The sequence below is a fragment of the Lysobacter antibioticus HS124 genome (assembly GCF_000336385.2).
Lineage (GTDB): Bacteria > Pseudomonadota > Gammaproteobacteria > Xanthomonadales > Xanthomonadaceae > Lysobacter > Lysobacter firmicutimachus.
Genome location: NZ_HG424603.1, coordinates 1 through 14000, shown reverse-complemented (window position 1 = coordinate 14000; position 14000 = coordinate 1). Strand labels below are relative to the sequence as shown.

The 14000-nt window shown below is 69.1% G+C and carries 8 protein-coding genes; 6 read left to right on the top strand and 2 right to left on the bottom strand.

All coding sequences use genetic code 11. From position 1 onward, the window contains the following. Nucleotides 1–8: 8 nt before the first annotated feature. On the bottom strand, nucleotides 9–3488 hold the full coding sequence (locus TX83_RS21190; protein WP_064749973.1) for a methylmalonyl-CoA mutase family protein: 3480 nt from the start codon (nucleotides 3486–3488) through the stop codon (nucleotides 9–11). 430 nt (nucleotides 3489–3918) lie between these two features. On the opposite strand from TX83_RS21190, the gene TX83_RS21185 reads away from it, so the two are divergent. From TX83_RS21185 to TX83_RS21170, 4 genes are all read left to right on the top strand, one after another. Beyond that, nucleotides 3919–4239 carry a YXWGXW repeat-containing protein gene (locus TX83_RS21185; protein ID WP_064749972.1) on the top strand — a complete coding sequence of 107 codons (321 nt, stop codon included), beginning with the start codon at nucleotides 3919–3921 and terminating at the stop codon, nucleotides 4237–4239. A gap of 1106 nt (nucleotides 4240–5345) precedes the next feature. Further along, nucleotides 5346–6449, top strand: coding sequence for a Glu/Leu/Phe/Val dehydrogenase dimerization domain-containing protein (locus TX83_RS21180; RefSeq protein ID WP_064749971.1), 1104 nt, complete (start codon nucleotides 5346–5348; stop codon nucleotides 6447–6449). A gap of 133 nt (nucleotides 6450–6582) precedes the next feature. Beyond that, nucleotides 6583–7341, top strand: a complete 759-nt coding sequence (locus TX83_RS21175; protein ID WP_064749970.1) for a carbonic anhydrase — start codon at nucleotides 6583–6585, stop codon at nucleotides 7339–7341. Between the two features lies 1 nt (nucleotide 7342). Beyond that, nucleotides 7343–8500: an isovaleryl-CoA dehydrogenase gene (locus tag TX83_RS21170; protein ID WP_064749969.1), complete on the top strand. Its 1158-nt coding sequence runs from the start codon at nucleotides 7343–7345 to the stop codon at nucleotides 8498–8500. 279 nt (nucleotides 8501–8779) lie between these two features. Here the strand turns inward: TX83_RS21170 and TX83_RS21165 are convergent, their stop codons facing one another. After that, nucleotides 8780–11587: a S8 family serine peptidase gene (locus TX83_RS21165; RefSeq protein WP_064749968.1), complete on the bottom strand. Its 2808-nt coding sequence runs from the start codon at nucleotides 11585–11587 to the stop codon at nucleotides 8780–8782. 386 nt (nucleotides 11588–11973) lie between these two features. On the opposite strand from TX83_RS21165, the gene TX83_RS21160 reads away from it, so the two are divergent. Together TX83_RS21160 and TX83_RS21155 are read left to right on the top strand one after the other, a co-directional pair. Beyond that, nucleotides 11974–13149, top strand: a complete 1176-nt coding sequence (locus TX83_RS21160; RefSeq protein ID WP_064749967.1) for a thiolase family protein — start codon at nucleotides 11974–11976, stop codon at nucleotides 13147–13149. A gap of 122 nt (nucleotides 13150–13271) precedes the next feature. Beyond that, nucleotides 13272–13649 (top strand): hypothetical protein, encoded by a 378-nt coding sequence (locus tag TX83_RS21155; RefSeq protein WP_064749966.1) that lies wholly within the window; start codon nucleotides 13272–13274, stop codon nucleotides 13647–13649. Nucleotides 13650–14000: the final 351 nt, after the last annotated feature.

The following is a 14000-nucleotide window of genomic DNA, read 5'->3' as shown; positions in this document are numbered from 1 at the left end:
GCGCCGGCTTACATGTTGCGGCGGTACTCGCCGCCGACGTCGTAAAGGGCGTGGCTGATCTGGCCCAGGCTGTGGGTCTTGACCGCTTCCATCAGGCTGGCGAACACGTTGCGGCGTTCGCGCGCGGCGGCTTGCAGGCCGCGCAGGCCTTCGCCGGCGTAGCCGTTGCGGCCGGCCTGGTAGGCCTGGACGTTGTCGATCTGCTGGCCCTTCTCGCTTTCGGTCGAACGGATCAGCTCGATCTCGGTGACGATGTCGCCGCCGTGATCCTTGGGCAGGAAGGTGTTGACGCCGACCAGCGGCAGGCTGCCGTCGTGCTTCTTGTGCTCGTAATACAGGCTTTCTTCCTGGATCTTGCCGCGCTGGTACATCGTGTCCATCGCGCCGAGCACGCCGCCACGCTCGCTGATCGCCTCGAACTCCTTGTACACCGCCTCTTCGACGATGTCGGTGAGCTTGTCGACGATGAAGCTGCCCTGCCAGGGGTTCTCGTTGAAGTTCAGCCCCAGCTCCTTGTTGATGATCATCTGGATCGCGACCGCACGACGGACGCTTTCCTCGGTCGGGGTGGTGATGGCTTCGTCGTAGGCGTTGGTGTGCAGGCTGTTGCAGTTGTCGAACAGCGCGTACAGGGCCTGCAAGGTGGTGCGGATGTCGTTGAACTGGATTTCCTGGGCGTGCAGCGAGCGGCCCGAGGTCTGGATGTGGTACTTCATCATCTGGCTGCGTGGGTCGGCGCCGTAGCGCTCGCGCATCGCGCGGGCCCAGATCCGGCGGGCGACGCGGCCGATCACGGTGTACTCCGGGTCCATGCCGTTGCTGAAGAAGAACGACAGGTTGGGCGCGAAGTCGTCGATCTTCATCCCGCGGGCGAGGTAGTACTCGACGATGGTGAAGCCGTTCGACAGGGTGAAGGCCAGCTGGCTGATCGGGTTCGCGCCGGCTTCGGCGATGTGGTAGCCGGAGATCGATACCGAGTAGAAGTTGCGCACGTTCTTGTCGACGAAGAACTGCTGGATGTCGCCCATCATGCGCAGGGCGAACTCGGTGCTGAAGATGCAGGTGTTCTGGGCCTGGTCCTCTTTCAGGATGTCGGCCTGGACGGTGCCGCGCACGGTGGCCAGGGTCTTGTCGCGGATGCGCTGGTAGGTCTCGGCGTCGACGATCTGGTCGCCGGTGACGCCGAGCAGGCCCAGGCCGAGGCCGTCGTTGGTTTCGGGCAGCTGGCCGCTGTACTGCGGGCGCTGGCGGCCCTCGAACAGGGCGTCGATCTTGGCCCGCGCCTCGTCCCAGCGCGACTGGTCCTCGCGCAGGTACTTCTCGACCTGCTGGTCGACGGCGGTGTTCATGAACATCGCCAGGATGATCGGCGCCGGGCCGTTGATGGTCATCGACACCGAAGTGCTGGGCGCGCACAGGTCGAAGCCGGAGTACAGCTTCTTCATGTCGTCCAGCGAGGCGATGTTGACCCCGGAATTGCCGATCTTGCCGAAGATGTCCGGGCGCACCGCCGGGTCTTCGCCGTACAGGGTGACGCTGTCGAACGCGGTCGACAGGCGCGCGGCCGGCTGGCCGACGCTGAGATAATGGAAGCGACGGTTGGTGCGCTCCGGAGTGCCCTCGCCGGCGAACATGCGGATCGGGTCTTCGCCGGTGCGGCGGTAGGGGTAGACGCCGCCGGTGTAGGGGTAATAGCCGGGCAGGTTTTCCTTCTGCAGGAAGGTCAGCAGCTCGCCCCAGCTCTTGTAGGTCGGCGCGGCGATCTTCGGGATCTGCTGGTGACTCAGCGATTCGCGGTAGTTCTCGACCCGGATGACCTTGTCGCGGACCTTGTACTCGTTGACCTCGTCGGTGATCGACTTCAGCCGCGCCGGCCAGTCGCGCAGCAGCTTCAGCGCTTCGGAGGTGAGCGATTGGACGGCGTCGTTGTAGCGTTGGCGCAGGGTCAGCAGGGTGCGGTCGGCGGCCTGGCCGTCGGCCAGCAGCGCTTCGCCGGCATACAGATCCAGCGCCTTGGGCAAGGCGCCGTCTTCCAGATCGCGCAGCGACTGCCAATACGACTGCGCCCGGTCGGCGATTTCGGCCTGGGTCCCGATCTGCTTGTTGATCGAGCGGCCCTGCTCGGCGATCTCGGCCAGGTAGCGCACCCGGCTGCCCGGGATCAGCACGGTCGCGCGCGGCTCCTTCAGCGAGGTATCGACCTGCGGCTGATAATCGCAGCGGCTGTTGCCCAATCCCGAATCCCCACTCCCCAATCCCAGCTTCTCGCGCAGCAACCGGCACAGGTTGACGAACATCCAGCTGATGCCCGGGTCGTTGAACTGGCTGGCGATGGTCGGATAGACCGGGACGTCCTCGTCGCGGGTGCTGAAGGCGACGCGGTTGCGCTTCCACTGCTTGCGCACGTCGCGCAGCGCGTCCTCGGCGCCGCGCTTGTCGAACTTGTTGAGCACGACCAGCTCGGCGTAGTCGAGCATGTCGATCTTTTCCAGCTGGCTCGGCGCGCCGAAGTCGCTGGTCATGACGTACATCGGGAAGTCGACCAGGTCGACGATCTCCGAATCGCTCTGGCCGATGCCGGCGGTTTCGACGATGACCAGGTCGTAGCCCAGGCTGCGCAGGAAGCCGATGCAGTCCTTGAGCACGGTGTTGGTGGCCGAGTTCTGCCGGCGGGTGGCCATCGAGCGCATGTAGACGCGATGGCTGCGCAGCGAATTCATCCGGATGCGGTCGCCGAGCAGCGCGCCGCCGGTGCGGCGACGGGTCGGGTCGACCGAGATCACCGCGATGCGCATCTCGGGGAAATGGGCCAGGAAGCGGTTGAGCAGTTCGTCGGTGACCGAGGACTTGCCGGCGCCGCCGGTGCCGGTGATGCCGACCACCGGAGTCTTGCCGCCGGCCAGCTGCCATTGCTTGCGCAGGTGCGCCAGTTGCGCCTCGTCGAGGGCGTTCTCTTCGATCGCGCTGAGGGTGCGGCCGATGCTGATCTCGTCGTCGATGTGCGCGACCGGCGGCGTGTCTTCGGTCGGCAAGCGCGCGTCGCTGGCGCGGCGCACCACGTCCTCGATCATCGCCACCAGGCCCATGTGCATGCCGTCGTTGGGGTGGTAGATGCGCTCGACGCCGTAGGCCTGCAGTTCGCGGATCTCTTCCGGCGTGATGGTGCCGCCGCCGCCGCCGAACACGCGGATGTGGCCGGCGCCGCGCTCCTTGAGCATGTCGATCATGTACTTGAAGTACTCGACGTGGCCGCCCTGGTAACTGGACAGAGCGATGCCGTCGGCGTCTTCCTGCAGCGCGGCGCGGACCACGTCCTCGACCGAGCGGTTATGGCCGAGATGGACGACTTCGGCGCCCTGCCCCTGGATCAGGCGACGCATGATGTTGATCGCCGCGTCGTGGCCGTCGAACAGGCTGGCGGCGGTGACGAAACGCAGCGGGGTGGCGTCGGGCTGAGCGGCGGGAACGTTGGCAGCGGTGGTGCTCATGGGCATCTCGATACGCGTTGCGGGCTGCGCGCATTGTAGCTCCGCGCGGGCGCCCGCGTTCGCGGGCTTGCCGTGCGGTGGGGGATGGTGCTAGGCGGGTTTGCAGCGAAGAAACCGCGGCTGCGACGCAGGTCGCGGCCGCAACCGTGCAGTCCGGGGCAGGAGCGGCGCGAGCCGCGACCGCGAAACCGTGAGCGGCGGCGCAGCCCCGGATGGATCGAACGTCGATGGCAGGGGCGGCGACGCCAATCGCGACACAGTCGCAGCTCGCGCCGCTTCTACCACTGTTCTGCTGGCCTCCCTGGCGCAGCGTGGCTTCAGTTAACCGACGGCGGTCTGAACGGCGCGCGAGACCGGGTCAACAGACCGCACGCGGCCGGCGTTGTGTCCGATGACCGGCGGGTGGCCGCCGGGTACGAGGAGAACGACGATGGCGATGCGTGCGTGGATGACGGCGGCGGTGCTCGGCGTGGCGACGATGGCGGGCGTGCACGCGCCAGCGGCGCAAGCGCGGACGTATATCGATGTGGACGTGGTGCGGGTAGCGCCTCCGCCGCCGCGCTACGAGCGGATCAGGCCGCGCTCCGGCTACGCCTGGGCGCCGGGGCATTGGCGCTGGAACGGGCGCGCTTATGTCTGGGTCGGCGGGCATTACCTGCGGGCGCGGCCGGGCTACGTCTATGTCGGTCCGCGCTGGAATCATCACGGCCCCGGCTGGCGCTTGCGCGACGGCTACTGGGTCCGTCGCTGAGCAGACCGCCGGATGCCACGACGCGGCACGCGAGGCGCCGGAAACCAGGCACTGGGCATCGATCGCCGAGCCCGGCTCGCGCTTGCTCTTCCGCGTGAGCGGCATGGAGCGCAGGGCATTCGAACGAGGGCGTCGACGTCATGCCGATGCCCTCACGCGGCGAGCGCCCTGCGTCCCTGCCCGGCAGATAAGCGCCGGCCGGCCGAGCCCCCCGGCTGGCCGGTCGGCGCCGGACCGCGTCGCGACCGTTCCCTGATGCCGCCCTGGCGGCTCGCTCGCGTCGCGCAGGCGACGCGTCGCGGTCCTTGCGAAGTCGTAACGAGGTCCTGAGACGTGAGCCTCGATCCCGGCAATCGAAGCCAACGCGCTCGCGCGGGCGACGCGGACATCGGCGCCAGCTAGAAGAATTACGCCGTCCTATTGCGGACGGGCGCTTCGAACAGTCTCGTGCGGTTTAACTCCCTCCGCCTCAGTCGCAGGTCCGTGCGACCGCTCGATCCGCAGCGCTCCATCGCCGTCGTCCGCTCGCGTCGTGCAACGCCGGCCGACCGGATGCGGGCGCAGTGTTTTGGGATCGCGTCGCGCCCACCGCGCATCGCGCGGAACACGACGCGATCGCTATGGGTTGCCCGCGTTTGGATCGAGGCAAGCCATGCGACAGACCGGCCGTCGTCGGCTCCGGTCCGAACGCTCGTGCGCGACGGACCGCACAGGCCGCTGCCCGTGCGCCAACAGCCAGCCGCGGCAAAGTCCGCCTGCGCCCGGCTCGGCCGCGCGACGGCTGCGGTTTGCGCCGACGCACGAACGCACGCGCGAAAACCCCGCGACGCGACGTCGAACCCGCACAGCCACCGCCGGTCCGACACCGACACAGCGACCGCCCGCGACCCTGCCGCGGACTTTCCTGAATGCGGCTCGCGCCCCTGCCAGCCACGACCGCGCAAGCCTTGCAATACCTAGCCGTACTGGCCGATTGCATTAGACTACGCCGCGCTACGCCGGGCCTGACGCCCCGGCGTACAGGCCAATCCATTCCCATTCAACGACTTACACACCACCTGGCGTCGCCAGCGCTACGCGCAGCCCGCGCCGGTTCGGAGCACCCGATGATTTTCGAAACCCTCGACACCTTCGGCCATGAGCAGGTCGTCTTCTGCCATAACAAGGACGCCGGCCTGAAGGCCATCATCGCGATTCACAACACCGTGCTCGGCCCGGCCCTGGGTGGCCTGCGCATGTGGCCGTACAAGACCGAGCAGGACGCGCTGAACGACGTGCTGCGCCTGAGCCGCGGCATGACCTACAAGAACGCGGTCGCCGGCCTCAACATCGGCGGCGGCAAGGCGGTCATCATCGGCGACCCGTCGGCCGACAAGTCCGAAGCCCTGTTCCGCGCCTTCGGCAAGTTCGTCGATTCGCTGGGCGGCCGCTACATCACCGCCGAAGACGTCGGCATCGACGTCAACGACATGGAATACGTGTACCGCGAGACCGAGTACGTCACCGGCGTGCACCAGGTCCACGGCGGTTCGGGCGACCCGTCGCCGTTCACCGCCTACGGCACCCTGCAGGGCCTGATGGCGGCGCTCAACAAGCGCTTCGGCGACGAGGAAGTCGGCAAGTACAGCTACGCCGTGCAGGGCCTGGGCCACGTCGGCATGGAATTCGTGAAGCTGCTCAAGGAGCGCGGCGCGAAGATCTTCGTCACCGACATCAACAAGGGCCTGGTCGACAAGGCCGTGTCCGACTACGGCGCCGAAGCGGTCGGCCTGGACGAGATCTACGACGTCAACGCCGACGTGTACTCGCCGTGCGCGCTGGGCGGCACCGTCAACGAGCAGACCCTGCCGCGCCTGAAGGCCAAGATCATCTGCGGCGCCGCCAACAACCAGCTGGCCAACAACGCCATCGGCGACGAAGTGGCCAAGCGCGGCATCCTGTACGCGCCGGACTACGCCGTGAACGCCGGCGGCGTGATGAACGTGGCGCTGGAGCTCGACGGCTACAACCGCGAGCGCGCCATGCGCATGATGCGCACGATCTACCACAACCTCGGCCGCATCTTCGAGATCGCCGAGCGCGACAGCATCCCGACCTACACCGCCGCCGACCGCCTGGCCGAAGAGCGCATCAGCGCGATCGGCAAGCTCAAGCTGCCGCTCGGGCGCAGCACGCCGAGCTTCCGCGGCCGCATCCGCGGCGGCCATTGATCCACTTCGACGGGGCCGAACGGCCCCGTCGTCGCATCCGACATAGGGGGACGGCGCGTCGCTGCGTTTAGCATGACGCGCCTTTCGCCGTGTGTCCGTTTCGCGTTCGCGTCGCCAGCCCCTGGAGCCCGCCATGCCCAAGCTCGCCATCGCCCCACCCCTCATTCTGTCCGTCGCCCTGTCCCTCGCTCTCGCCGGCGCCTGCGCCGTGCAGGCCAACGAACCGGCCGCCGCCGGCCACCACGAGGTCTACGACTACGATCGCCAGGAGTCCTGGCAGGCCGCATCGGCCAGGTCGCAGTCGCCGATCGACATCGTCACCGCCAGCGCCGTCGCCGCCGATGCGGCCGAGCCGGGCGCGATCGAGTTCAGCCATACCCACGGCCCGGTCGACAAGGTCGAAGACAACGGCCATGCGGTGCAGGTCGACACTCACGCCACCGAGGCCACGATCCGCGGCCGCCATTTCAAGCTGGCCCAGTTCCACTTCCACTCGCAGAGCGAACACACCCTGGACGGCAGGCACTACCCGCTGGAAGGGCATTTCGTGTTCAAGGCCCAGGACGGCCGGCTGGCGGTGATCGGGGTGATGTATGAACACGGCCAGGCCAATCCGGTCGCGCAGGACGTGCTCGACGGACTGCAACCGGGGCGCAAGCCGGCCCAGCACGAAATCGACATCGAGGGCCTGCTGCCGAAATCGCACGCTTACTACCATTACCTGGGCTCGCTCACGACCCCGCCGCTGACGGAGAATGTCGAGTGGTACGTGATGCCGGCGCCGGTGACCATGTCGCAACGGCAGATCGACGGTTTTCTGTCGCACTACCGCCGCAACAACCGCAACCTCCAACCGCTCAATGGGCGGCCGCTGATTCGTTACGAGGGCTGATATGCGCAGTTTTCCCCTGGGTGAAGAGATCGACGCGCTGCGCGATGCCGTGCGCCGTTTCGCCGAAGCCGAGATCGCACCGCGCGCGGCGCAGATCGACCACGACAACGCGTTTCCGCAGGACCTGTGGCCCAAGCTCGGCGAGCTGGGCCTGCTCGGCATGACCGTGCCGGGCGAGTTCGGCGGCAGCGACATGGGCTATCTGGCCCACCTGGTGGCGATGGAGGAGATCTCTCGCGCGTCCGGTTCGGTCGGCCTGTCCTACGGCGCCCACTCCAACCTGTGCGTGTCCAACCTGTACGCCAACGGCAACCAGGCGCAGCGCGCGAAGTACCTGCCCAAGCTGTGCAGCGGCGAATGGAAGGGCGCGCTGGCGATGAGCGAGCCCGGCGCCGGCTCGGACGTGGTCGGCTCGATGAGCTGCCGAGCCGAGCTGCGCGACGGCGTGTGGGTCGCCAACGGCAACAAGATGTGGATCACCAACGGCCCCGAAGCCGACGTGCTGATCGTGTACATGCGCACCGCCGGCAAGGACGCGGGCAGCAAGTGCATGACCGCCTTCATCGTCGAAAAGGGCATGAAGGGCTTCAGCACCGCGCAGAAGCTGGACAAGCTGGGCATGCGCGGCTCCAACACCTGCGAGCTGGTGTTCGAGAACTGCGAGATCCCGGCCGAGAACGTGCTCGGCGAGGTCCACCACGGGGTCAAGGTGCTGATGAGCGGCCTCAACACCGAGCGCCTGGTGCTGAGCGGCGGCCCGCTGGGCCTGATGCAGTCGGCGCTGGACATCGCCCTGCCCTACGTGCGCGAGCGCAAGCAGTTCGACGTGGCGATCGGCACCTTCGGCCTGATGCAGGGCAAGATCGCCGACATGTACACCGCGCTGCAGTCCAGCCGCGCCTTCGCCTACCAGGTCGCGCGCGACTACGACGCCGGGCACAAGAGCCGGGTCGACGCCGCCTCGTGCCTGTTGCACGCCTCCGACGCGGCGGTGCAGGTAGCGCTGGAAGCGATCCAGACCCTGGGCGGCAACGGCTACATCAACGAGTATCCGACCGGGCGGATCCTGCGCGACGCCAAGCTGTACGCGATCGGCGCCGGCACCAACGAAATCCGCCGCATGCTGATCGGCCGCGAGCTGTTCGACGGCAAGAGCTGAGCCTCGCCCTCGTCCCGCGGTCGCTGCAACCAAAACGCCGTCGCAACCGCGACGGCGTTTTGGTTTGCGCCCGGCATTGCCGTTCGCTTCGCAGGTTCGGGGTAGGAGCGGCGTGAGCCGCGACCGCGGCACATCGGCAACGAGGCGGACCGCAAGCAGGCGACGGTACCGGGCTTCGGCCGATTGCGATGCCATTGGCCTTCCTGCGCCTTCTTCGTCGCGGCTCACGCCGCTCCTACAGCAGGCCTGCGCCGCTTGCGGTCGGCGCCAGCGTCTTGGTCAGAACGGATAGCTCCACCACGCCATCGCGCCGAAGCGCGGCTCGCCGTCTTCGTAGCGCTGGTCGAGATCGAAGCGCAGCGCGCCGGCGCGCGGCAGGCGCAGGTCCAGGCCAAGGCCGAACAGAGCCACCTCCTGCGGCAGCGGCTCGCCGAGGATCGGCGCCCACACCTCCATCGCGGTGAAGCGCGCGGCGATGTCGCCGCCGCGCAGGCTCAGCCGGCGCTGCCATTCGGCGCGCGCGTCCCAGCGCCAGCGCATGCCGCCCCACTGCCCCTCGCGCTGCAGGCGCAGGCCGGCCAGCGCCTGGGTCGCCTGCAGGCTCGCCGCCTGGCTGCGCAGGCCGAAGCCGAGCGCGCCGGGCTCGTCGAACCCCTCGCGTTGCAGGCGCATGAGCTCGGCGCCGACATAGGGCACGAGCGCGGCCGCATCGCGGCCGTAGCGACGGCCGGCCTGCAGGCCCAGGTGCAGATAGCGCTCGCCGTAATCGCTGCCGACGCCGAAGCGGCTGGCGCCCAGAACGATTTCGCGCTGCAGCTCACGGTCCAAGTAGCCGAATGCGGCACGGCCGAAGAGGTAGTTGCGCTCGCCGTTCCAGGCCGCGTACAGCTGCGCCTCGGTCTGCCGGTTGCGCTCGCGGTCGCTCAATTCGGCGTGGCGCGCCCGACCCTCGCTGCGGCTCAGCGCCGCGCCGTAGGTCCAGGCGCCGAGGCGGCGGTCCTGGCCGAGCATCCAGCCGTCGATGTCCAGGTCGTAGCGCCCGGCGGCGACGCGTTGCGTGTCGAGCCGCTCGCTCCAGGCGCCGTCCTGCGGCTGCCGGGCCCGCGCATCCAGGCGCGATTCCAGCGCACGCCGGCTGGCTTCGATCGCCATCTGCGCGAACGCGGCGTCGGCGGTGTGCAGTTCGCCCGACAGACTGGTCAGCGAGCGTCGCGCCTGCGCCGTGTCGGCGCTGTGCTGCAAGGCGCCCAAACCGGCGCCGAACGCGCCCTGGGCGCCGTCGCCGCCGCTTGCGACCGCGCCCGCATTCAAGCCGGCCAACGCGCCGTCGAGGCGCTGCGCCGCGGCCGATGCCGCCGTCGGCACGCCCATGCTTTGCGCGGCTGCGGTGATGTTGAGCGCGACGATGTCGAGCCAGGCCTGGGTGCCGCTGTAGCCCAGGGTCGCGAGCAGGAACACGCCTGGCGCGCTGCTCAACGAATCGAAGGTGCCGCTGACGCTGCCGGCGTTGAGGAACACCTCGCGGCTGGAGCGCACATAGCCCGGCAGCTGACCGAGCACGTGCGCGCCGCCGGCCAGGCTGGCGCTGCCGCCGACGTCCAGACGCGAGCCGATCAGGAACTGCAACTGCGCGCCGGCGCCTTGTTGGTAATCGCTGTCGACGCGCAGGCCGGCGCCCTCCAGGCGCAACGCGCCCTGGTTGTCGACCCGGTTGCCGATCCGCGCGCCGGCGCCGCCGACGAACTGCGCGCCGGGGCGCACCGCCAGCGGCGAGGCCAGCGCGCCGTTGTCGTTCAAGCGCAGCACGCCGGCGTTGACCTGGGTCGCGCCGGTGTAGCTGTGGGCGGCGGCGCTGTCCAGGCGCAAGGTGCCGCTGCCTTCCTTGATCAGACCGCCGGTGCCGGCGATCGGGTTGGACCAGCTCGAATTGCCGTCGAAGGCCACCCGGACGTCGCCCCAGTCGAAGCGGCGCGGGCCGCGCACGGCGGCGCCGATGTCGAGCAGGCCGTAGCCGAACACCGGGTCGACCCCGGGCGCGCCGAGATCCTTGGCGTTGCCGAGCAGGGTCTGCCGGACCAGGTCGTTGTTGAAATAAGGAAACGCCTGCCAGACCAGGGCGGCCGCGCCGGACACCTGGGGGGCGGCGAACGAAGTGCCCTGGATGGACCAGTAGGTCGGGCTGCCGACCGCATCGTTGACCCCGGTGGCGATCACGTTGCCGGGCGCGACCAGGCAGTACCGCATCGCGATGCCGCAGGCATTCGAGTAGCTGGCCAGCTGGGTCGGGTTGTTGCTGTCCAGCGCCGCCGCGGCCAGCCAGCCGCGCTCCAGGATCGAGGCGCCGGCGCCCTGGCTGGGCAGCGAAGCGTTGTCGGTCGGGTCCGGCCGCGACTCGTTGCCGGTCGCGAACACCACCAGGCCGCCGTTGTCGATGAAAGGCTGGTAGGCGGCGATGAAGCTCTGGGTGACGGGGTCGCCGGTCCAGTACAGGCCGCCCCAGGAGTTGTTCATGATCCGCACGCCGGCGTTCATGAGGTCGCGGCTGACGATGTCCAGGCCGCCGTTGTTGGTCGCCTGATTGCCCTGGCCGGAGCCGTCGTCGCTGGGGCGCACGTCGGCCAGGATCCGCGCCGAGACGATCTGCGCACCCGGGGCGATGCCGCCGGGCCAGGCGCCGACCGGGGTGCCGGCGGCGATCTGCGAGACGTAGGTGCCATGGCCGAGCACGTCGTCGATGCTGTGGTTGTTGGTCCGCGGATCGGTGTAGAGCAGCATCGGCCCGACCCGGCCGGCCAGGGCCGGGTGAGTCCGGCGCACCCCGCTGTCGACCACGCCGATGCGGATGCCCTGGCCGGTCAGGCCCAGGCTGTGCGCGGCGCGGGCATTGGTCAGGCTCAGGTGAGCGTCGGCCGCGGGCTGGTTCGGGCTCGGCGGCGGCGGGGTGGTCGGCGGTGGCGAGGACGGCGGCGGGTCGTTGCGGACGTTGCCGCCGCCTCCCCCGCCTCCGCCGCAGGCGGCCAGGGCCAGGACCCATGCGGACAGGCTCAGGCGCGAACCGTGGCGCGCCGCCGCTGCGAATCGTTGCATCGCACACCCCCGTCGGACGGCGCAGCGTCCGCACCCTTGCGGAAGGGCTGCGCTCGGTCACGTTTTAGTCCAAGCCGACGGCACGGACAATCACCGGTTCATGCGCGCGTTCCGGCGCCCCGGGGCGACCCGCGGGGGCGGCCCGGCGGCCGGCCGCGGAGCGGTCGGGAAGCGGCGATCTTGAGCGGGAAAAGCCGGTTTTCGCCGGCTCGGGCATTCAGCCGCCGGCCGGCTGGCCCGGGTCGTTTGTTGATTTTTCGTTAGTCGCCGTGCCGAATTTGCCGCGCTGCAGCACGGCGCCGCATAATTCGCGGATTCCGGCCCCGGCCGGCACCCTACGACCCGCCGGCCCCCGCCGGCCCGCACAGAACCCGGAGTCTCGCCCCATGAGCGACGTCGTCATCGTCGGTGCCAAGCGCACCGCCATCGGTTCCTTCCTCGGCCAGTTCACCGGCGTCCCGACTCCGACCCTGGGCAGCGCCGCGATCGCCGGTGCGCTGGCGCAGGCCGGCGTCGCCGCCGACCAGGTCGAAGAGGTGATCATGGGCTGCGTGCTGCCGGCCGGCCTCGGCCAGGCGCCCGCGCGCCAGGCCACGCTCGCCGCCGGCATCCCCACCGCCGCCGGCTGCACCACCATCAACAAGGTCTGCGGCTCGGGCATGAAGGCGATCATGCTCGGCCACGATCTGATCAAGGCCGGCTCGGCCAAGGTCGTCGTCGCCGGCGGCATGGAGTCGATGACCAATGCCCCGCACCTGCTCAACAACTCGCGCACCGGCATCCGCTACGGCAGCGCCGAGTTCCTCGACCACATGGCCTGGGACGGCCTGACCAATCCCTACGACGGCAAGGCCATGGGCGTGTTCGGCGACGCCGCCTGCGAGAAGTACGGCCTCGACCGCGCCGCGATCGACGCCTTTTCCGAGGAAAGCGTCAAGCGCGCTCAGGCCGCGCAGAGCGCCGGCCACTTCCAGGACGAGATCGTCCCGGTGACGGTCAAGGGCCGCAAGGGCGACACCGTGGTCGACAGCGACGAAGAGCCGGGCAAGATCGACGTCAGCAAGATTCCGGGCCTGCGCCCGGCGTTCGGCAAGGACGGCGTGCTGACCGCCGCCTCCTCGTCGAAGATCTCCGACGGCGCCGCCGCCGCGGTGCTGATGTCGGCCGACGAAGCCGCCGCGCGCGGCCTCGCCCCGCTGGCCCGGATCGTCGCCCACGCCGGCCACGCCCAGGCGCCGGAATGGTTCACCACCGCGCCGGTGAAAGCGATTTCAAACGTGCTCGAAAAGGCCGGCTGGAGCGTCTCCGACGTCGACCTGTTCGAAGTCAACGAGGCTTTTTCCTGCGTCGCCATGGCGCCGATGAAGGACCTCGGCATCCCCCACGACAAGCTCAACGTGCACGGCGGTGCGGTCGCGCTGGGGCATCCGATCGGGGCCAGCGGCGCTCGCCTGGTGGTCACCCTGATCAACGCCCTGCGCATCCGCGGCGGCAAGCGCGGCGTGGCTTCGCTGTGCATCGGCGGCGGCGAAGCCACCGCTATTGCGATCGAGTTGGTGTAAAAAGTTAAAAACGCGTTGCACAAAAAAACCCGGCAGGCCGCTTGACACACGTCACCGGCTTGTCATCATGTTATCGGCGCGCAACTGCGCGTTGCCTAACTAAACGACGAGGAATCCGAATCATGAATTTCAACAAGGCGCTGATCGCCCTGGCTCTGGGCCTGGCCCTGGCCGCTTGCTCGAACCAGAAGGCCGCTGAAGAGGCTTCGGCCGACGCCGCTGCCGCTTCGACCGAAGCCCAGGCCGCTGCCGACACCGCCGCCGCCGCTGGCGACGCCGCCACCGCCGACGCCGCCGCTGCTTCGGCCGACGCCGCTGCCACCGCCGCCGACGCCGCCGCCACCTCGGCCGACGCCGCTGCCGCTGCCACCACCCCGGCCGCTGCCGACGCCGCTGCTGACGCGGCCAAGAACGCTGCCGACGCCGCTGGCGCCGCTGCCGACGCTGCCAAGGACGCTGCCGCTCCGGCGGAAGCTGCCAAGGAAGAAGCGAAGAAGTAATATCGCCTCGCGCGATATCGCTTCAAGTTCCGACGCGATTCTGTCGCGTCGAACGGGAAAGCCGCCGGTTCTCCGGCGGCTTTTTCCGTAAGGTCAGTGAACGATCGAAGCCGGCTTGCCGGACCGCTGCGAGCACTGGCGTTGCCTGACAGATCCACCCAGACGTTTTTCTCAGACAACTCCTCAGGAGACAGCTCATGAAGACCCATCTCTACGTCCTGCTCGCCGCCGCCGTCCTGGCAATGTCGGCTTGCACCAAGACCGAAGAAGCCAAGAACGAAGCCGCTGAGGCCGCCACCGCCGCCGAGCAGGCCGGCGACGCCGCCGCCCAGGCCGCCAACGCCGCCGGCA

Excerpts from the sequence above, each read along its gene's own strand:
- TX83_RS21190 (WP_064749973.1), bottom strand. The coding sequence starts at position 3,488 with ATGAGCACCACCGCTGCCAACGTTCCCGCCGCTCAGCCCGACGCCACC.
- TX83_RS21185 (WP_064749972.1), top strand. The coding sequence starts at position 3,919 with ATGGCGATGCGTGCGTGGATGACGGCGGCGGTGCTCGGCGTGGCGACG.
- TX83_RS21180 (WP_064749971.1), top strand. The coding sequence starts at position 5,346 with ATGATTTTCGAAACCCTCGACACCTTCGGCCATGAGCAGGTCGTCTTC.
- TX83_RS21175 (WP_064749970.1), top strand. The coding sequence starts at position 6,583 with ATGCCCAAGCTCGCCATCGCCCCACCCCTCATTCTGTCCGTCGCCCTG.
- TX83_RS21170 (WP_064749969.1), top strand. The coding sequence starts at position 7,343 with ATGCGCAGTTTTCCCCTGGGTGAAGAGATCGACGCGCTGCGCGATGCC.
- TX83_RS21165 (WP_064749968.1), bottom strand. The coding sequence starts at position 11,587 with ATGCAACGATTCGCAGCGGCGGCGCGCCACGGTTCGCGCCTGAGCCTG.
- TX83_RS21160 (WP_064749967.1), top strand. The coding sequence starts at position 11,974 with ATGAGCGACGTCGTCATCGTCGGTGCCAAGCGCACCGCCATCGGTTCC.
- TX83_RS21155 (WP_064749966.1), top strand. The coding sequence starts at position 13,272 with ATGAATTTCAACAAGGCGCTGATCGCCCTGGCTCTGGGCCTGGCCCTG.